Genomic DNA, 19,633 nt, shown 5'->3' on the forward strand with positions numbered 1-19,633 from the left:
GGCAACGTTCGCGCCTAGACTTCGAGGTTGTGGAATATCGCAGCCTCGGACGAACAGGCATCCAAGTCAGTCCGCTGTGCCTCGGCGCCATGATGTTCGGCGCCTGGGGCGAGCCAGACCACGAGACATGTATCAAAACCATCCATACGGCCCTGGACGCCGGCATCAACTTCATCGACACCGCCGACGTCTACTCTCAGGGTGAATCGGAGACCATCGTCGGCAAGGCCCTGGCGGGCGGCAAACGAGACGACGTGGTCCTGGCCACCAAGGTCCATTTCCAGATGGGCCTCCCGACCGACGCGCTCCCGGGCGCCAAGGGTGATCCCAACCAGCGCGGCAACTCCCGCCGCTGGATCATCCAGGAGGTCGAGAACAGCCTGCGGCGCTTGAACACCGACTGGATCGACCTCTATCAGATACACCGCCCCGATCCGGACACCGACGTCGAGGAGACCCTCGCCGCCCTCACCGATCTGCAGCGCCAGGGCAAGATCCGCGCCTTCGGCTCGTCGACCTTCCCCGCCCACCAGATGGTGCAAGCCCAGTGGACGAGCGAGCGGCGCGGACTCGGCCGATTCGTGACCGAGCAGCCGCCCTATTCGCTGCTGGTGCGCGGGATCGAGGCGGACGTACTGCCCGTCGCCCAGGAGTACGGCATGGGAGTGCTGCCGTGGAGCCCGCTGAGCGGCGGCTGGCTCACCGGGGGCTACCGCAAGGACAAGGACCTGCCGGATTCCCAGCGCCGCAACCGGATGCCGGCCCGATACGACCTCTCGAATCCGGATAACCAGCGTAAGTTCGACGCCGCCGACGCCTTGGGCGCACTGGCCGACGAGGCCGGTCTCCCGCTGATCCACCTGGCGCTGGCGTTCGTGATACAGCATCCGGCAGTCACCGCCCCGATCATCGGCCCGCGCACCCTGGCGCATCTCGAGTCCCAGATCGGCGCGGCGGACGTCACGCTGTCCACCGACATCCTGGACAAGATCGATGAGATCGTGCCGCCCGGCGTGACGATCTCCCGGGCCGACCAGAGCTATCAGCCGCCAGCCCTGACCGACCCGTTCCTGCGCCGCCGCCGCACCGCGTAACGGCCGGATTCGCCCGCACGGTTATCGACTCGAGCCGCAGTCGGTAACCGTGCGCGGATGGCGGCCGGATCGGGCGAGCGCATCGATCACCTGTACTGCGGCCATGCGGTCGGTGACAGCGATCCCCCGCCCCCGTCGTACCGGAATATGGCGCCGACTCGGCTCACTCGTAGGTGACGACAACCTTTTCCGCGGCCCCCGGGGTCAAGGCGAGTTCGAAAGCCTTGTGCACCTCCGCGAACGGAACGCGGTGGCTGATCAGGCGCGCGAAAAGCTCGGCATGCTCGGCCAATTCGGGGGTGATCTCGAAGATTTCGGTGGGGTATCCCTGAGACCCGACGATGGTCATCTCGCTGCGCAGGATCGCACCGAGGTCGATCGGTTCGGGCTTCTTGTGCACCGCGACCGTGACGAGTTTGGCTCCCCATTTCCCGGCGTTCAGGGCGGTATTGACGACCACCGCCACCCCGGCGGCATCGATGTAGACGTCGGTGTCGGGACGCGGCGCGCCCAGGGCGTTGCGGCCCTCGCCGTGTAGTTCGAGCAGGCGGGCGGTGACGTCCTCGGACGAGGAGTCGATCACCGCGTCGACGCCCACGGCCAGTGCGGTCTCGAGCCGCGACGGGATCACGTCGGCGACGACCACGTGTACGCCGCGCAGCTTCAGCCAGATCGCCGCGCCGAGGCCGATCGGGCCCGCGCCGAATACCAGGGCCTTGTCGCCGGCCCCGGCCCCGGAACGGTTCACCGCGTGCCGGGACACCGCCATCGGCTCGTTCATCGCCGCGACCTCGAAGGGCAGCGAGTCCGGCACCACCGCAACACTTTTCCCGATCTCGGCATCCTGGATCAGCAGGTATTCGCTCATCCCGCCCAGCGGGCCGCCGCAGCCGATGATGCCCGAAGGTGCGCCCTGCGGGTTGATCACCACGTGGTCGCCGGACTTCAGCCCGGTGACCTGCGCGCCCACCTCGACCACCTCACCCGCCGGTTCGTGGCCCAGTACCACCGGACGCAGCTGATCGGGCGTAACCGCCTCGGCCTGCGGTCCGAGCACCTTGGGCATGCCGCCCATATGCACGAAGGTCACGTCGGTGCCGCAGATTCCGCAGGCGCGGATGCGCACCAGCGCGTCGCGCGGGCCGACGGCGGGCCGGGCGACCTCGACGACCTCGACACCGCCGGAACCCGCGGTCTGAACCGACTTCATAGCCGACATGGGTGTTCGTCCTTTCTCGGCGCTCCTCGACGCGGGAGCTGGACCGGTCAACCCACCGTATCGTTGCCGGGCGATTGCCACCGGGGAGTACAGGCCCGGATCGCCGGTGTATCCAGCTACACCACGACGAGCCTGCTCGCGCGGGTATTTCCTTGCAATCCTTACCAGTATTGCGTCGTCCTTATTCGGGAGAATACGATTCTCCTCAGAAGCAAAGGAGACTTACATGCCCAAGTGGGACCTGCCCTATCCCCTGTTCGACGCCGACAACCACCTGTACGAGACCAAGGAGGCGTTCACCAAGTTCCTCCCCAAGGAGTACCGGGACGCGGTCAAGTACGTCGAGGTCGACGGCCGCACCAAGATCGCGGTCCTCGGCCAGATCAGCGAGTACATCCCCAACCCCACCTTCGACGTGGTCGCCGCGCCGGGCGCGATGGAGGACTACTTCAAGAACGGCAATCCCGACGGCAAGAGCATGCGGGAGATCTTCGGCAAGCCGATCCGCGCCACCGACGCCTTCCGCGAGCCCGGCGCCCGCCTGAAGGTCATGGACGATCTGCAGATCGACCGGGCGCTGATGTTTCCCACGCTGGCCAGCCTCATCGAAGAGCGGATGAAGGACGATCCGGAGCTGATCCACGCCGCCGTGCACGCGCTGAACCAGTGGCTGGAGGAGACCTGGTCGTTCAACTACCAGGAGCGGATCTTCACCGTGCCGGTGGTGAGCCTGCCGATCGTGGACAAGGCCATCGAGGAGCTGGAGTGGGTCGTCGAGCGCGGCGCCAAGGCCATCCTGGTACGGCCCGCCCCGGTACCCGGCCTGCGCGGTCCGCGCTCGTTCGCGGTGCCGGAGTTCGATCCGTTCTGGAAGCGGGTCGTCGAGCTCGACGTGCTGGTCACGATGCACTCCTCCGATAGCGGGTACGCCCGCTTCGCCTCCGAATGGGACGGCGTGGCGCGCGAGATGCTGCCGTTCGTCACCAACACCTTCAAGATGGTCAACCAGTGGCAGCCGATCCGCGACGCGATGGCGTCATGGGTATGCCACGGCGCGCTGTTCCGGTTCCCGGAGCTCAAGATCGCGGTCATCGAGAACGGCGCCGCCTGGCTGCCCGGCCTGATCGACGATCTCGCCGGCATCTACAAGAAGGCGCCGCAGGGCTTCCTGGGCGATCCGGTCGAGATGATCAAGAAGATCTACGTCAGCCCGTTCTGGGAGGAAGATCTGGTCGAGCTGTCCGGCCTCATCGGCGCCGATCACGTGCTGTTCGGTTCGGACTGGCCGCACCCCGAGGGCCTGGCCGAGCCCGCCCGCTACGTGAACGAGATCAAGGAGCTGTCCGAGGCGGATCAGGCCCTGATCATGGGCGGTAACCTGGCCCGGCTGCTGAAGGTCTAGCCGGAACGGACCGCAACCCGGGAATTCCCGGCCCACGCCGCGCCTGTCGGGGTGCTGCGCGAACCCGCTTGCACCGCAGCGGTTTCCGACCCCGATAGGCGGCGACGCGGTGCCGGGCTGAACGGCCGCTGAGGTAGTGGCCCCGCACTTTCGACAATTCGAGGCAACGATGCGATTCATATTCCACTACCCGGAGGTCACCGGGTACGACGGCGACATGCTCGACGCCGGGCAACTCCGGGAGGTCGCGATCGCGGTGGAACGGGCCGGATTCGACGGGTTCTCGTTGAGCGAGCACCCCGCACCCGGCGCCCGATGGCTGGCCTCGGGCGGGCATCAGACGCTCGATTCGTTCGTGGCGCTGGGCTTCGTGGCCGGCGCGACCGAACGGCTGCGGCTGCTCACCTATCTCGCGGTCGCGCCGTATCGCAACCCCCTGCTGCTGGCGAAGGCGGTGGCGACGCTCGACAGACTGTCGCAGGGGCGGGCGATCCTGGGCCTGGGCACCGGGTATCTGAAGGGCGAATATCACGCTCTCGGAGTCGATTTCGAGGAGCGCAACGCGCTGTTCGACGAGGCGCTGGACGTGCTGCCGCTGCACTGGCGCGGCGAGCCGTTCAGCTATACGGGCCGTCATTTCAGCGCCCGCGACATCGTCGCCCGGCCGCTGCCGGTCCAGGATCCGATCCCGATCTGGATCGGCGGCAACTCGGCGCTGACCCGCCGCCGCGTCGCCGCCCGGGCGCAGGCCTGGATGCCCATGTCCGGGGGCGCCCAATTGAGCTCCACCGCAAGGACTCCCGCCCTCGGCGGCATCGCCGAACTCGGGGCCAGGATGGCCGAGGTGCGCACCGCGGCCGAGGCCGCCGGACGCACCGAACATGTCGATCTGGTGTATTCCTACAGTGGCCAGGACATGCAATCACCCGCCGTGGACGCCGACCGGCATCGCGAGACGTTCGCGGAACTGGAGAAGATCGGCGTCGACTGGATCGTGGTGTCCAGCCGTACCGGAACCGCCTCGGCCACCTTCGATTTCATCGACGCCTTCGGCTCGACGTATCTGAACCGATAGCAGACGCGCCCAGCCTCCACTTTCTCACCCGGACGATGGAGGCTGGTCCGGAAAATTAGGGTTCCACCGGTTCGGGGACAGGAACACCGCGGGCCATGCGCCCGAGCGTGTCAGCTGGGCGACCTCCTCCCGGATCACGTCCCCGATCTTGGTCGCGACCTCACGCGGCAGATCGAGCTGCCGTGAGGCGGCCACGCCGAACTGCTGGCTCAGTTCGGGCTGACTCAACGGCGCGTAGCACAGCCATCCCGTCTGGAACTCCGCGGCGCAGGCCGACACCGGCAACACGCCGTAGGCGTGGCCCGCGTGGATGAGTTCCTTGGCGAGCTGTAGCGAATCGGTGGCGAATCTCGAGTCGATCGTCGTTTTCAGCCGGAGTGCGGCGTTCTCGACGGTCTTGCCGATCCCGGTGGGTGAGGCGGGCATCACCAACGGCAGCTGCGCGAGTTCGAGGAACTCGATCGGATGGTCCGACCGCAGCGCCGTCGTCGGCCCCCCGACGACGACCAGCCCCTCGGCCAGCATCTCGCGGTAGAACACCCGGTCGTCGGGAACCGGATTGATGATCGCGGTATCGATCGCGCCCTTGATCATGCCCTCCACGAGATGATCCGTACTGCCGACCGTGACATCGAAACTCATCCGCGGGAATGCGGCGCTGAGCCCGCCCACCAGCGCCGTGCCCGCGACGTTCGCCACCGTGGTATGCATGCCGAAACGCAGCGCCCGCTCGATGCGCGCGAGCGGCGAGCCCGCGTAATGGAACGCGAGCTCCAGCTGACGCAGCGGGGCGGCGGTGGACGCGCGAAACCGCTCGCCCTCTTCGGTGAGTTCCACACCGCGCGAGGTTCGCCGGAAGAGCACGACGCCGAGATTTTCCTCGAGTAGCCGCATCTGACGACTCAACGCGGGTTGAGCTATTCCGAGCACGCTCGCCGCCCGGGTCATCGACCCCTCCTCGGCAATACGCAGGAAATACTTGAGTCTATGTGTGTCCATCGCGATCCGAATCTATCCGCTATAACGCAATGATATGACGAATCGACGAAATTGGTATTGGATTCCGGAAAACCCCCGGCCATAGAGTACTAACGCGACAGCAAAGTCTCGACGGGGATACCTTGCCGCTCTGGCGTCACACCCGTCGATGACCCTTGAAAGGTGATCTGGCATGGATGCGCGGGAGCAGAACTGGTCCGAGATGCTGGGTATGGATCGATTGCCGAGACACACCATCGACAAACGCGTGACCGAGCTGATGGATCTGTCCGGACGCCGGGCGATCGTCACCGGCGCGGGCGGCGACGGCCTCGGCCAGGCCATCGCGAATCGCTTCGCCGGACTCGGCGCGGACGTGGCGCTGATCGGCCGGACGTTCGCGAAGGTCGAGCGCCGCGCCAAGGAGATCGAGCAGCGCTGGGATGTGCGCGCGGTGCCGATCCTGGCCGACCTGTCCGACTGGGATCAGGTGCATCGTGCGGTACGAGAGAGCCGAGAAGCGTTGGGCGGGTTGGACATCATGGTCAACAACCCGGTCATGGTGAACGCCGGGCCGTTCGAGAAACATACCAGGGAACAGATCGACCAGACGGTGCTGGGCAGCCTCACCATGATGATGTACGGCGCCCACGCCGCGCTGGAACATCTGCTTCCCCAGGCGTCGGGCAAGATCATCAACATCGGGGCCGTCGGCGGCCGGATCCAGCACCGCGGCCTGGTCGTCTACGACTCCTGCAAAGCGGGTGTCATCGGGTTCACCCGCAACCTCGCGCACGAATTCGCGCCGCGCGGAGTGAACGTGCTCGGCGTGGGGCCCGGCATCATGCTGAAACCCGATATGGAACAGATGATCTTCGACCCGCAGAACGATATGCAGCGCGCCGGGCGCGATTCGATCGCCGAGTCGATCACTACCCAGGTACAGCTCGGCCGCGCCTGTCTGCCCGAGGAAGTGGCGAATGTGGTCGCCTTTCTGGCGTCCGATGCGGCCAACTATATGTGCGGCCAGACTATTGATGTGGCCGGCGGACAATGGATGAATTGATCGGTTGACGGTTATGAACGAATTGATCGAGGCCGCGGTCGCCAAGACCGGCCTGCACGATTTCGGCGATGATTCCTTCCGGGAGGGTCTCGAAATCCTGGCACAGTCATTGCGCACCGAGGCGCAGTTGAATTCCCGGGGCGAGGACGCGATATATTCGCGCCTGATCACCTATCTGTCGCAACGCCTACAGGTCGAGGATTGGTACCGTCGGCACCCCGAAATAGACGACGTGCCGATCGTCCCGCCGCTGATCTGCCTGGGCTTACCCCGCACCGGCTCCACGGCATTGTCCGCACTGCTGGCCCAGGACCCCGATACCCGGTATCTGCGCCGCTGGGAATCCTCGCAACCGTGCCCGCCCCCGTCCACGGTGTCCGGGCCGGATCCCCGAATTCCCTCGGACAAGGGGGAAATGATCGGGACCCGGTATCACGTCCCGGTCGACGACGCGAACGGCCCGATGGAATGCCTCGAACTGATGGGCCTGGACTTCAAATCCCATCTGTTCCAGGCGTTCGCCCAGGTGCCCACGTACTCCGAGTGGCTGGTGAGCCGCGCCGATCTGGCCTCCACGTTCGAGTACCAGCGCCGCGTGATGAAACTGCTGCAATGGGGTGAGCCGACCCGGCCGTGGCGGCTCAAGTGTCCCGCGCACGTGCTGTTCCTCACCGTCATCGACAAGGTCTTTCCCGACGCCCGGTACGTGATGACCCATCGCGATCCGGCCGACGTCGTGCTGTCGGTGGCCGAACTGTACGCCGACATCATCGGTGGATTCACCGACCATATCGACCGCCCCTACATCGGCCGGCTCAACGTCGAGCACTGCGCGCTCGGGGTGCGGCGGGCCGTGCGGTTCCGGGACGACGGTGCCGACGACCGCTTCTACGACATCGACTTCCGCGCCATGCAATCCGATCCGATCGGACAGGTCGAGGGCCTGTACGCCTGGCTGGGCCAGCCCGTCGGCGCCGAATTCGGTAACCGGATGCGCAGCTGGTGGACCCGGACCGCAGCCGAGCGCGAACCCAGCCACCGCGCCGATCCGGCCGCGTTCGGGATCGATATCGACCAGGTCCGGCCGATGTTCGCCGAGTACGTCGAACACGCCGGCCGCTGGACCACGCACTGAAAGAGAAACCATGCAAGGACTGGCTGACAAGGTCGTCATCGTGGCGGGCGGCGCCACCGGAATCGGCCGCGGCACCGCCGAACGGCTGGGCGCCGAGGGCGCGCTCGTCGCGATCGGCGACATCAACCTTCCCGGAGCCACGGCCACCGCCGAGCGGATCGCCGCGGCGGGCGGGCGGGCCATCGCGGTCGAATTCGATCTGTCCGACGAGAAGTCGATCGTGGATCTGGTCCAGCGGACCATCGACGAGTTCGGCGCGGTGCACGGGCTGTACAACGTCGGCGCGGATCTGCGCCCGAGCAATCTCGGTCGCGACACCACCCTGCTGGACACCGATATGGACGTGTGGCAGCGCACGTTCGAGGTCAACCTGTTCGGCTACGTGCGCACCATTCGCACGGTGCTGCCGCACCTGCTCGCCGACGGCGGCGGGAGCATCGTCAACACCTCCTCCGGCGGGTCGCTGGGCAACGATCCCATGCACGTGGCATACAACGCGTCCAAGGCCGCGATCAATCAGCTGACCCGCCACGTCGCGGTCAACTGGGGCGCCAAGGGAATCCGCAGCAACTGCGTCATGCCGGGCTACGTCATCGGCGAGTTGCAGATCGAACAGAACGACACCGCGCTGCAGGAGGCCTTCGTGACCCACGGCCGGACCACCCGGTTGGGGCGGCCGAGCGATCTGGCCTCGGTGGTCTCCTTCCTGCTGTCCGACGAAGCCGAGTGGATCAACGGCCAGACCTGGTACATCGGCGGCGGCTCCCACCTGCGGCAGTGATTCGGACGAACTCAGATCGGAAACACCATGACCGGAAACACCATGCATCGACTGACCCATCTGGAGCGCTTGGAGGCCGAGAGCATCCAGATCTTCCGCGAGGCCGTGGCCGAGAGCGAACGGCCGGTGATGCTCTACTCGGTGGGTAAGGACAGCTCGGTCCTGCTCCACCTGGCGATGAAGGCCTTCTATCCGTCCAAGCCGCCGTTCCCGCTGCTGCACGTGGACACGACCTGGAAGTTCCGGGCCATGTACGAATTCCGCGACCAGCTCGCGGACCGGCTCGGCATCGATCTGATCGTGCACCGGAACCCGGAATGCGTTGCGCGCGGCATCAATCCGTTCGATCACGGATCCTCGACGCATACCGACATGTGGAAGACCGAGGGCCTCAAACAGGCCCTGGATCTGCATCGGTTCGATCTCGCGTTCGGCGGCGCCCGCCGCGACGAGGAGAAGGCCCGGGCCAAGGAACGGGTGTTCTCGATCCGTTCCGCACAGCATCGCTGGGATCCGAAGCAGCAGCGGCCGGAGCTGTGGCGGCTCTACAACGCCCGCAAGAGTCCGGGTGAGAGCGTGCGGGTGTTCCCGCTGTCGAACTGGACCGAACTGGATGTGTGGCAGTACATCTACCGGGAGGACATCCCGATCGTGCCACTGTATTTCGCCGCGCCGCGGCCGGTGGTCACGCGGGACGGCACGCTGATCATGGTCGACGACGACCGGATGCCGTTGCAGCCCGACGAGGTACCGGTCGAGCGCAGCGTGCGTTTCCGCACGCTGGGCTGCTATCCGCTCACCGGCGCCATCGAGAGCACGGCCGCGACCCTGCCCGCGATCATCCAGGAGATGCTGCTCACCACCAGCTCCGAGCGGCAGGGCCGGGTCATCGACCACGACGCGAGCGGCTCGATGGAGCGCAAGAAGCAGGAGGGTTACTTCTGATGGCACATACGATCAACGACCTGGTCGGCACCGATATCGAACAGTATCTGGACCAGCACGAACACAAGTCGATGCTGCGGTTCATCACCTGCGGCAGCGTCGACGACGGCAAGTCGACGCTCATCGGCAGACTGCTGTACGACTCGAAACTTGTTTTCTCCGACCACCTTTCGGCCCTGGAACAGGATTCGAAGACGGTCGGCACACAGGGCGGGGCGCTGGATTTCGCGCTGCTTGTCGACGGCCTGGCCGCCGAGCGCGAACAGGGCATCACCATCGACGTCGCCTACCGCTTCTTCTCCACCGAGCGCCGCAAGTTCATCGTCGCCGATACGCCGGGGCACGAGCAGTACACCCGCAACATGGTCACCGGCGCCTCGACCGCCGATGCCGCGGTCATCCTCATCGATGCCCGCAAGGGCGTGCTCACCCAGACCCGGCGGCACAGCTATCTGGTGTCGCTGCTGGGGATTCGAAACATCGTGGTCGCGGTGAACAAGCTCGATCTGGTCGACTACTCCCCCGAGGTGTTCGACACGATCGAGCGCGACTACCGGGAGTTCGCCGCCGGGATCGGCATCGAGGACTTCACCTGCATCCCGATGTCGGCGCTGCGCGGTGACAACATCACCGAATCCAGTCCCAGCACACCGTGGTACACCGGGCCGTCACTGATCGAGCATCTCGAGACGATCGAGATCGCCGACGAGCTGTCGGGCCGGCCCTTCCGCCTGCCGGTGCAGTGGGTCAACCGCCCGAACCTGGATTTCCGCGGCTTCGCCGGGCAGATCGCGGGCGGCAGCGTGCGGCCCGGTGATCGGATCCGGATCCTGCCCTCCGGCCTCGAGAGCACCGTGGACCGCATCGTCACCGCCGATGGCGATCTCGCCGAAGCCGTTGCGGGACAGTCGGTCACGATATCTCTGACCGACGAGGTCGATGTCAGCCGCGGCGACGTGCTGGCCGCCGCCGACGAACCGCCCGGCAGCGCCGACCAATTCGAGTGCCACCTGATCTGGATGAGCGACCAGCCGATGCTGGCGGGACGGCCGTACCTCATCAAGCTGGGCACCCGGACCGCGACGGCCACCGCGGCCACGCCCAAGTACAAGATCAACGTCAACACCCTCGAGCACACCGCGACCCGCACCCTGGCCCTCAACGAGATCGGGGTCTGCAACCTCAATCTCGACCGGCAGATCCCCTTCGACCCCTACACCGCCAGCCGGGATATGGGCGGCTTCATTCTCATCGACCGCTTCACCAATGCCACCGTCGCCGCCGGAATGCTGCACTTCGCCCTGCGCCGCGCCGACAACGTGCACTGGCAGGCCGTCGAGGTGAACAAGCGCGCTCGCGCCCGGACCAAGGCGCAGCATCCCGCGGTCCTGTGGTTCACCGGCCTGTCCGGCGCGGGCAAGTCCACCATCGCCAACCTCGTCGAGAAGCGGCTGCACGAGCAGGGTTTCCACACCTACCTGCTGGACGGCGACAACGTCCGCCACGGCCTGAACAAGGACCTCGGCTTCACCGACTCCGACCGCGTCGAGAACATCCGGCGCATCGCGGAGGTGACGCGGCTGATGGCCGACGCCGGGCTCATCGTGCTCGCCTCGTTCATCTCCCCGTTCCGCGCCGAACGACAGTTGGCGCGCGAACTGCTGGACGACGGCGAATTCATCGAGATCCACGTGGACGCCCCGCTGTCCGTCGCCGAATCCCGCGACCCGAAGGGCCTGTACGCCAAGGCACGACGCGGCGACCTGGTCCACTTCACCGGCATCGACTCCCCCTACGAGCCGCCCGAATCACCCGAACTGCGCCTCGACACCGGCGGCGCGGAATCCGCCGCGACACTGGCCGACCGGGTGGTCGAGCACCTCCGAACCCTCGGCCTGCTCACCCCTCCCCCGGCGGGATGAGCCGAATGACGCCGATCGACCACCAGGCCTCTCACCGTGCGGCCGAGACTCCGGCCGCGCAACGGGATCCGAGTCCGATGATCACATATCACAGTGGCGCCGGGATCACCCGTGGCACCGGATCCGAATCCGCCGCGACGCTGGTCCACGGGGCTGTCGAGTATGTTCGAACGATCGGTGTGCTCACCGCACACCGGCGGAAGGATGGATGTGATGGCGGCGACCGGCGATAGCGATCAGGCCCTGCGTGCGGACCGTGTTTCCGAGGTGGTCGCGCGGTCGGTGGACGGGGGCGACGACCACGCGGTCGCCGCACGGCTCGCGGCCGAGGCCGGAGTGTTGTTGCTCGAGATCCGCGGCGAGGGTGGCGCGGCGGGCGACCGGAAGTCGAACGAGCTTCTGCTGCAACGGCTGTCGGAGCTACGCCCCGATGATGCCGTGCTGTCCGAAGAGAGCGCGGACAACCCGATCCGGCTCGAGCGAGACCGCGTCTGGATCATCGACCCCGTCGACGGCACCCGCGAATACGGCGAGCCGCCGCGCGAGGACTGGGCGGTCCATGTGGCGCTCGCGATCGACGGCCGGGCGGCGATCGGCGCGGTCGCGCTGCCCGCCGCCGATCTCGTCCTGCACACCGGAGCCCCGCCCGCCCTCGCGCCCGCGTCGCCGGGCCCGATCCGCATTGTCATGTCCCGCACCCGCCCACCGGCTTGCGTCGGTGTCCTGCTGGACGAACTGGATGCCGCCCCGGTGCCGATGGGCTCGGCCGGCGCGAAGGCCATGGCCGTGGTCCGCGGCGTGGCCGACGTCTACGCCCACTCCGGCGGCCAGTACGAATGGGATTCGTGCGCTCCGGCGGCCGTGGCGGCGGCCGCGGGCCTGCACGTCTCCCGGCTCGACGGTTCCCCGCTGCGCTACAACCGCCCCGACCCCTACCTGCCCGACCTGCTCATCTGTCGTCCGGAACTCGCCGACACCGTGCTCGGCATCCTGCGCGGCGTCATTCCGCGATAGCTCCGCGACCTCCGGGTGCGGCGGGATTGCCGCCGTACCCGGAGGGAAGCGTCAGGCGAAATCAGAGGCCGTTGACGATCACGGCATTACTGTCGGCCGCGGCGTGGCGCAGGGGCTTGGCCTTCCCATAGGACTCCGAGTCGTACCAGGCCTGGGCCGCCTCCGGCGAGTCGAACTCGAGCAGGACCGTCTTGTCGCCGTGCCATTCTCCCTCGAGGACATGGGTTTTCGAATCGAAGGCCAGAACCCGGGCCCCGCTCTCGGCGATCGACGGCCCGGCCGCCTTACTGTAGGCGGTCATACCGGCCTCGTCTTTGATGGCTTCGGTGACGATGACATAGGCTTTCGGCACAGCGGCACTCCATTCGGTATCTGTCTCGGAAACACAGCACTCGTTCGGAGAATACCATTCTCGCCGCCCGCGCCGGGTGCCCGCACTCGGCAGCGGAACCTCGGACAGTCCCGGCAGCGCCGAGTTCTCGGCTCCCGGCAGAAACTCCCGACACCACAGTCGAAATACTGAAATCCTATGGCCGACATACAACGACCGCTATAGGAAATGATTACGGACCACCCGCGTCCGAGCATGTCACAGCCAATAATGATCGGGACCGGCGGTTTTTGCGCGAACATCCACCGGTCGACGACCCATCAAAGAGTAGTATATCTCTCTTCAGAGAACCTACATTCCGGTAATGCAAATCGCGTTACCCCAATTGCAAATACCGATCTTGCCGCAACATGTCGACCCCGCCGATACGGGCCGATTCGATCAGCGTCCCTGCCACCGCGGGGAACGCTTCTCCGCGAACGCTTTCGGCCCCTCCTGCGCATCCTCGCTCAGATAGCACGATTCCGAGGCGTGACGAGCCGCCTGCTGCGCCGCCGAACGACCCATCTCGGTGGAGAGCATCACCGTCTCGCGCGCGGCACGCACCGACAGCGGCGCGCCCGCGAGCACCAGCCGGGCGAGTTCCAGTGCGGTATCAAGCAATTCGCCCGGTTCGGCGACCCGGTTGACCAGGCCGACCTCGTAGGCGCGGCGGGCGGTGATCGGCGCGCCGGTCAGCAGGATCTCCATCATGATCCGCTGCGGAATCATATGGATCAGCGGCGCGGCCCACGGGGAGCTGCGCCCGACCCTGACCTCCGTCACCGCGAACTTCGCGGTGGTGCTCGCGACGCAGAGATCGCAGGCCTGCGCGATCATCCAGCCGCCCGCGAACGCGACGCCGTTGACCGCGGCGATGGTGGGTTTGGACAGCTCGATGGTGTCGTACGGCAGCGGGAACATCTCGCGCGGCGGCACACCCATGCCTGTCTCCACCATCTCCGCGAGATCGCCGCCGGCGCAGAAGGCCTTGTCCCCGGCGCCGGTCAGAATCGCGACGCGCAGGGCCGGATCGCGCTCGAAGCGCTCCCACGCCGCGAACAGGCCCTCGCGGACGTCTTTCGCCAGGCAGTTCCTGCGCTCGGGCCGGTTGAGCGTGATCACGGCGATGCCGTCGTCGCGGGCATCGAACAGGACGGCGTCGCGCTCGCTGTCGCCCATCAGAAACCTCTCTCGCGGATGGGGTGGGCCGCGCGCTCGAGCGGCTCCTGAAAGTCGGGGTGCGCGATGGCGATCAGGCGGCGGCTGCGCTCGGCCAGGGTCTGCCCCCTCAGCTCGGTCGCGCCGAATTCGGTGACGATCACATCCACATCGCTGCGGGCAGTGGTGACCGGCCCGGACAGGGCGGCGGCGATCCTGCTGATCGTGCCACCCTTGGCGGTGGCGGGCAGCGCGATGATCGAATGCCCACCCGGCGAGCGCGCTCCGGCCCGGACGAAGTCGACCTGACCGCCGGTGCCGCCGAAATAGGCCGACCCGCTCTGCTCCGCGTTCACCTGGCCGGTGAGATCGACCTCCATCGCCGAATTGATCGTCACCAGGTTGTCCAGTCGCGCGAGCACGGCGGCATCATGGGTATAGGACGTGGCGCACATGCGGATTCGCGGATTCCGATCGGCGAACCCATACAGCCGCCCGGTGCCGATCAGCGCGCCGGTGATCGATACCCCCTGATCGATTCGCTTGCGCGCGTTGGTGATCACCCCGGCCTCGACCAGATCGACCACACCGTCGCCGAGCATGCCCGAGTGCACACCGAGATCGGTGCGGTCGTGCAGCAGCCGCAGCAGGGCGTCCGGCACGGCGCCCACCCCGGTCTGGATGACCGAACCGTCCTCGATATAGGCCGCGGCGTGCCCGGCGATCGCGCGGTCCAGTTCACCGATCCGGGCCGGCGGCACTTCGACCGGTGCGCGGGAAACCCTTACGGCGTAGTCGATGTCGGCCGCGGGAAGCGTCTCGCCGAGGGTGAACGGCACCTGCTCGTTCACCTCGGCCACGACCACGCGCGCCGCGGCCACGGCGGCCCGCACGTGATCACTGATCAGGCCGTAACTGTGATCGCCGTTCGCGTCGGGCGGACTGACCTGCACGAAGGCGACGTCACACCCGATGATCCCGGCCTCGATCATGGGGCCGACCTGGCTGACATGGCATGGGATGACACTGAGCCGATGCTCGGCCGACAGCTTCCGCAGCGCGCCGATCGCGCCCATGCTGGACACCGAGAAGCTCTCTGTCGCATCCGGGCTCAGCAGACCGGAGAAGCTGGTCGCGACGAAGAGGGACAACCCGCCGATCCGCTGCCCGTCGGCGATCAACGCCTCGATGAGCGTCGTCGGCTCACCGCACGCCTGACCGACCACGATACGGTCGCCGGGCCGCAGGAATTCGCCGATATCCAGGTCATCCGCGGTGGAGACGACCTTCATCCGTGGTCCGCCGCATCCGCGCGAAGCTCGTCCGCGATGTCGGCCGTATGGGCGCCCAGGCGCGGCGCCGGACCGGTGATCCGGCCGGGGGTACGCGAGAACCCCACCGGCACACCGGGAAAGCGCACCGCACCGTACGGCGCGTCGACCGTCTCGAAGAAGCCCGCCGCGTTCAGGTGCTCGTTGTCGAACAGATCATCCAGGGCGCGCACCGGCGCGGCGGGAATATCCAGGGACCGAAGCAGATCCAGCCACTGCCCGGTGGTGCGCTCGGCGAATGTCTCGCCGAGCCGCGCGTACACGGTGTCGATCTGGGCGGCCCGCTGCGCGAGCGTGGCGAAATGCTCTCCGGCCCAGGGCGGCCGGACCGCCCCGACGAACGCGGACCACTGTTTGTCGTTGTACACCAGTGCGGAGATGTATCCGTCCTTGGTCCGATAGGGCTTGCGATTCGGCGCCACCGCACGCGGATACACCGCCGGACCGAGCGGCGGGGTGAACATCGCGCCGTTGGCGTGCTCGACGAGCATGAACGCCGCCATGGTCTCGAACATCGCGACCTCGACCTCCTGCCCCTCGCCGGTTCGCTCGCGATGGAACAGCGCCATCATCGTGGCGTACAGCGCGGTCAGGCCGGCCACCTTGTCCGCCATGATGGTTCCGACGTAGCCGGGCGTGCCGGTGAGCTGTTCCTGCACGAACGGCAGGCCGCACTCGGCCTGGATGGTGTCGTCGTACGCGGTCAGGTTCGCGTCCGTGCCGCGCCGGCCGTAGCCGTAGCAGTTGGTATAGATGATCGAGGGATTGAGCGCGCTCACCTCGCGGTACCCGAATCCGAGTTCGCCGATCGCCTTGGCCCGCATCGAGTGGATGAACACGTCGCCACCGCGGATCAGCTCACGCAGGGTCCGCGCGTCATCCTCGGTGCGCAGATCCAGTACCACACTGCGCTTTCCGCGATTGACGTTGACGAACACGCCGCTCATCCCCGGTTCCGGCCCGGCCGAGATATAGCGGGTGTTGTCACCCGCGGGCGGCTCTATCTTGATCACATCCGCACCCATGTCGGCCATGATCTGGGTGCAATACGGCCCCATCACCATCGCCGTCAGGTCGATGACACGCACTCCGGACAACGGACCGGTGTGTTCCATACGCCTCAGCCTCCACAATCCGTCGCTGGCTGCGGGCCGCGAGCCCATACGGCATCGCACGAACAGCCACTTCTGGACGACTCGGCCAGAGTATCTGATTAATCCTTGCAAGGATAGCAAGGATCCTGATATCAAGAATGGCGTGGAGAGCAGCACCGGCGCCGATCCATCCGCGCACCCGCAGCCAGGTTCGGTGATCCGGGCGCCCGGCGCCATCGCCGACGTCTTGAACGATGCGCTGGCGGCCCGCCCGCACGCCCCGGCGGTCGAGGCCGTCTCCGGCGTGTGGTCGTACGCCGAGCTCGACGACCGGGCGCGGCGAGCCGCCGGCGCCCTGTGGTCGCTCGGTGTGCGCCCCGGTGATCGCGTCGCGGCCTGTCTGCCCAACGATCTCGACATCGTCGCCGCCTTTCACGGCGCGCAGCGGATCGGGGCGGTCTGGGCGGGCATCGGCGAGGCGCTCGCCGAGGCCGAACAGGCCGGCCTGCACCAGTTGTGCGAGCCCACGGTCGTGCTGGCCGGACCGCGCTGCCGGCTGAACTCACCGGACTGCGTCGACCTCGATCGCTGGGCGGAGCTGATGCGCCGAGCCGAGCCCGCCCCCCATGTCGAGCCCGATATCCATGCCCCCGCCGCCATCGGATTCACCAGCGGAACCTCCGGAAGCCCCAAGGCCGTCGTGCACAGCCAGCACAATCTGCTGCTGCCGGGCGCGGTCCTGCTCGCCACCCGCGGCTGGGGACCCGAGCTGCGCAAGGGCGACAGCTTCCCGCTCACGATCCTCAACCTCATGGTCCTGTCCACCCTGCTCACCGCCCAGGCCGGCGGGTGCGCGGTGATCATGAACCGGCGCGATGTCGAGGGCGTCGCCGAATGGATCACCACCCGGAAGATCACGGTGTGGAACGGCGCTCCCGCACAGCTTTTCGATCTCGCCGAACGCCCGCAACTACGCCTGGACTCGCTGCGGGAGGTCTGGAGCGGCGGCGGCGACACCTCGGACGCGCTGCGCCGGGCGTTCGCCGACGCGCACGGACTGGTCCCCCGGACCACCTACGGCCTCAGCGAGGCGCCGACGGTCGTATCGATCGATCCGCCGGGCGCCGAATGGCATCCCGGCGCGAGCGGAAAACTGCTGCCACACTTCGACGTCGCGGCCTACGACGACCAGGACCGCCGCCTGCCGCCGGGCGAACTCGGCGAATTGCGCCTCGGCCCGAGCACTACCGGCCCGTGGGCCGGGCAGTGGAGCCCGGCGCTCGGATACTGGGAGAACGGCCGTGTGCGACCGCCCGGCCCGGGCCCGTTCGCCACCGGCGACATCGGCACCGTCGACTCCGAGGGGTGGCTGACGGTGCTGGACCGCAAGAAGCTGGTCATCATCCGGGGCGGGGCGAACATCTACCCACTCGAAGTGGAGCGCGTCATCGGCGGATACCCCGGCGTGACCAGGGTGGCCGTCTGCCCGGTCCCCGACGACCGGCTCGGGCAACGAGTCGCGGCACTGGTCGAATGCGCCGATCCCACACTGGATTTCACCGCCCTCGCGGAGCAGTGCCGCCGCGAGCTGGCCGGATACAAGGTCCCGGAGATATGGACGCGGGTAGCGTCTCTGCCCACCAACGCCATGGGCAAGGTCGACCGCACTCGCCTCGCCGGACTGATCGACCCGGAGGGCCGGGCATGAGCGGATCGGGCATCACGCCACCGGGATTCGGTCTGGACGGACGAGTGGCGATCGTGACCGGAGCCTCGTCGGGCCTGGGTGCGGCCGTCGCCCGCGGGCTCGCCGGACTCGGGGCACGGGTCGCCCTCGTAGCACGCCGGCCGGAACGGCTCGCGGGGCTCGCGACGGAGATCGCCGGATGCGCTGTCGTCAGCGACCTGTCGGATCCCCAGCAGCTCGGTACCGTCGTCCCGGCCGTGGTGGAGCAATTGGGGCCGCCGGAGATCCTGATCAACGCCGCCGGCAACAGATTCGGTACCGCCGCCGCGGAATGCGAATCGCTCGCCGACATCCACAGCACCCTGAACCTCAACCTGGTAGCCCCGATGTTGTTGGCGCAGGCCGTGTTCCCGCATATGCGCACCGTCGGGCGCGGGTCCATCGTGCAGATCTCCTCGATCAGCGGCCGGGTGGGCATCCCGGGAATCCCGCAGGCGTCGTATGCTGCCAGCAAGGCCGGATTGTCCGGTCTCACCACCGAACTCGCGGTGCAGTGGGCGCGGCACTCGATCCGGGTGAACACCGTCGCGCCGGGCTTCTTTCGCAGCGAGATCACCGATTCGCTCTACGACAGCGAGCGCGGCGGTTCCTATCTGCGCCGCAACATCCCACTGCCGCAGGAGGGCACAGCCGAGGACATCGTCGGCGCCGTCCTGTGGCTCGCGGGCGACGCGAGCCGCTACGTCACCGGCCAGACCATCGCGGTCGACGGCGGCTGGACCGCGCGATGAACCGCGTCGTTCACCCGCCCCGCCAACCACACGAGTTCACCAACCCATCGGCTCTTCGTACCCCGAACAGAGCCCCAGAAAGGCAGTCTCCGTGACATTTTCGGCCCTTCTCATCGACAAGACCGACGCCGGGCAGACCGTTTCGGCAACCCGGATCGAGGAATCCCAGCTCCCCGCGGGCACTGTCACCGTCGACGTCGAGTACTCCACGCTGAACTACAAGGACGCCCTCGCCATCACCGGCAAGTCCCCGATCGTGCGCAAGTATCCGATCGTGCCCGGTATCGACCTCGCCGGGACCGTCACCGACAGCGAGCACCCCGACTGGAAGCCCGGCGACCGGGTGGTGCTCAACGGGTGGGGTGTCGGTGAATCCCATTGGGGTGGTTTGGCGCAGCGAGCCCGGCTCGACGGGGACTGGCTGGTGCCGCTGCCGAAGGAGTTCACCACCCGCCAGGCGATGGCCATCGGCACCGCCGGTTACACCGCCGCGCTGTGCGTCGACGCGCTGACCCGTTTCGGCGTCGAGCCCGATCAGGGTGAGATCCTGGTGACCGGCGCGACCGGG

18 protein-coding genes are annotated in these 19,633 nt (G+C 67.3%); 12 read left to right on the forward strand and 6 right to left on the reverse strand.

The features are described from left to right. Positions 1-29: 29 nt before the first annotated feature. The gene (locus JZ791_RS17090; RefSeq protein ID WP_216896010.1) at positions 30-1,094 is read left to right on the forward strand and encodes an aldo/keto reductase; all 1,065 of its coding nucleotides are present in this window, start codon (positions 30-32) and stop codon (positions 1,092-1,094) included. A gap of 163 nt (positions 1,095-1,257) precedes the next feature. Here JZ791_RS17090 and JZ791_RS17095 read toward each other — a convergent pair whose 3' ends face one another. Continuing rightward, positions 1,258-2,304, reverse strand: a complete 1,047-nt coding sequence (locus JZ791_RS17095; RefSeq protein WP_216896042.1) for a zinc-dependent alcohol dehydrogenase — start codon at positions 2,302-2,304, stop codon at positions 1,258-1,260. A gap of 235 nt (positions 2,305-2,539) precedes the next feature. On the opposite strand from JZ791_RS17095, the gene JZ791_RS17100 reads away from it, so the two are divergent. Both JZ791_RS17100 and JZ791_RS17105 read left to right on the forward strand, forming a co-directional pair. After that, positions 2,540-3,715, forward strand: a complete 1,176-nt coding sequence (locus tag JZ791_RS17100; RefSeq protein ID WP_216896012.1) for an amidohydrolase family protein — start codon at positions 2,540-2,542, stop codon at positions 3,713-3,715. A 169-nt stretch (positions 3,716-3,884) separates the two neighbouring features. Beyond that, entirely contained in the window at positions 3,885-4,790 is a 906-nt protein-coding gene (locus JZ791_RS17105; RefSeq protein ID WP_216896014.1) for an LLM class F420-dependent oxidoreductase, read from the forward strand. A gap of 24 nt (positions 4,791-4,814) precedes the next feature. Here the strand turns inward: JZ791_RS17105 and JZ791_RS17110 are convergent, their stop codons facing one another. After that, positions 4,815-5,789: a LysR family transcriptional regulator gene (locus tag JZ791_RS17110; RefSeq protein WP_216896016.1), complete on the reverse strand. Its 975-nt coding sequence runs from the start codon at positions 5,787-5,789 to the stop codon at positions 4,815-4,817. Positions 5,790-5,961: 172 nt separating this feature from the next. Between JZ791_RS17110 and JZ791_RS17115 the strand changes: the two genes are divergently transcribed. The 6 genes from JZ791_RS17115 to JZ791_RS17140 all read left to right on the forward strand — a co-directional run bounded on the left by JZ791_RS17115 (position 5,962) and on the right by JZ791_RS17140 (position 12,631). Next, positions 5,962-6,834 (forward strand): SDR family NAD(P)-dependent oxidoreductase, encoded by an 873-nt coding sequence (locus tag JZ791_RS17115; RefSeq protein ID WP_254205836.1) that lies wholly within the window; start codon positions 5,962-5,964, stop codon positions 6,832-6,834. Positions 6,835-6,847: 13 nt separating this feature from the next. Further along, positions 6,848-7,969: a sulfotransferase family protein gene (locus tag JZ791_RS17120; protein ID WP_438804530.1), complete on the forward strand. Its 1,122-nt coding sequence runs from the start codon at positions 6,848-6,850 to the stop codon at positions 7,967-7,969. A 10-nt stretch (positions 7,970-7,979) separates the two neighbouring features. Further along, on the forward strand, positions 7,980-8,750 hold the full coding sequence (locus JZ791_RS17125; protein ID WP_216896020.1) for an SDR family NAD(P)-dependent oxidoreductase: 771 nt from the start codon (positions 7,980-7,982) through the stop codon (positions 8,748-8,750). A gap of 42 nt (positions 8,751-8,792) precedes the next feature. Beyond that, a complete protein-coding gene (gene cysD, locus JZ791_RS17130; RefSeq protein ID WP_216896045.1) occupies positions 8,793-9,695 on the forward strand; it encodes a sulfate adenylyltransferase subunit CysD in 903 nt (300 codons plus the stop codon). Continuing rightward, positions 9,695-11,617 carry a sulfate adenylyltransferase subunit CysN gene (gene cysN, locus JZ791_RS17135; RefSeq protein WP_216896022.1) on the forward strand — a complete coding sequence of 641 codons (1,923 nt, stop codon included), beginning with the start codon at positions 9,695-9,697 and terminating at the stop codon, positions 11,615-11,617. Before cysD ends, cysN begins: the two co-directional genes overlap by 1 nt. Before the next feature lie 213 nt (positions 11,618-11,830). After that, positions 11,831-12,631 (forward strand): 3'(2'),5'-bisphosphate nucleotidase CysQ, encoded by an 801-nt coding sequence (locus tag JZ791_RS17140; protein WP_216896024.1) that lies wholly within the window; start codon positions 11,831-11,833, stop codon positions 12,629-12,631. 61 nt (positions 12,632-12,692) lie between these two features. On the opposite strand, the gene JZ791_RS17145 is transcribed toward JZ791_RS17140, so the two are convergent. The 4 genes from JZ791_RS17145 to JZ791_RS17160 form a co-directional block, all read right to left on the reverse strand. Beyond that, positions 12,693-12,983: a DUF1330 domain-containing protein gene (locus JZ791_RS17145; protein ID WP_216896026.1), complete on the reverse strand. Its 291-nt coding sequence runs from the start codon at positions 12,981-12,983 to the stop codon at positions 12,693-12,695. Positions 12,984-13,403: 420 nt separating this feature from the next. Continuing rightward, positions 13,404-14,183 carry an enoyl-CoA hydratase-related protein gene (locus JZ791_RS17150; RefSeq protein WP_216896028.1) on the reverse strand — a complete coding sequence of 260 codons (780 nt, stop codon included), beginning with the start codon at positions 14,181-14,183 and terminating at the stop codon, positions 13,404-13,406. Beyond that, positions 14,183-15,454 carry an acetyl-CoA hydrolase/transferase family protein gene (locus JZ791_RS17155; protein WP_216896030.1) on the reverse strand — a complete coding sequence of 424 codons (1,272 nt, stop codon included), beginning with the start codon at positions 15,452-15,454 and terminating at the stop codon, positions 14,183-14,185. Before JZ791_RS17155 ends, JZ791_RS17150 begins: the two co-directional genes overlap by 1 nt. Beyond that, positions 15,451-16,608 (reverse strand): CaiB/BaiF CoA transferase family protein, encoded by a 1,158-nt coding sequence (locus JZ791_RS17160; protein WP_216896032.1) that lies wholly within the window; start codon positions 16,606-16,608, stop codon positions 15,451-15,453. The genes JZ791_RS17155 and JZ791_RS17160 overlap by 4 nt, the downstream gene beginning before the upstream one ends. Before the next feature lie 142 nt (positions 16,609-16,750). Here JZ791_RS17160 and JZ791_RS17165 point away from each other — a divergent pair, with 142 nt between their 5' ends. The 3 genes from JZ791_RS17165 to JZ791_RS17175 all read left to right on the forward strand — a co-directional run. Continuing rightward, positions 16,751-18,295, forward strand: coding sequence for a class I adenylate-forming enzyme family protein (locus tag JZ791_RS17165; protein WP_308162959.1), 1,545 nt, complete (start codon positions 16,751-16,753; stop codon positions 18,293-18,295). Next, the gene (locus JZ791_RS17170) at positions 18,292-19,065 is read left to right on the forward strand and encodes an SDR family NAD(P)-dependent oxidoreductase (protein WP_216896036.1); all 774 of its coding nucleotides are present in this window, start codon (positions 18,292-18,294) and stop codon (positions 19,063-19,065) included. The genes JZ791_RS17165 and JZ791_RS17170 overlap by 4 nt, the downstream gene beginning before the upstream one ends. 91 nt (positions 19,066-19,156) lie before the next feature. Further along, positions 19,157-19,633, forward strand: a 477-nt coding sequence (locus JZ791_RS17175; protein WP_216896038.1) for an alcohol dehydrogenase catalytic domain-containing protein, incomplete at its 3' end; no start/stop codon positions are given.

It is taken from the genome of Nocardia alni (assembly GCF_019038435.1).
In the GTDB taxonomy this organism is placed as follows: domain Bacteria; phylum Actinomycetota; class Actinomycetes; order Mycobacteriales; family Mycobacteriaceae; genus Nocardia; species Nocardia alni.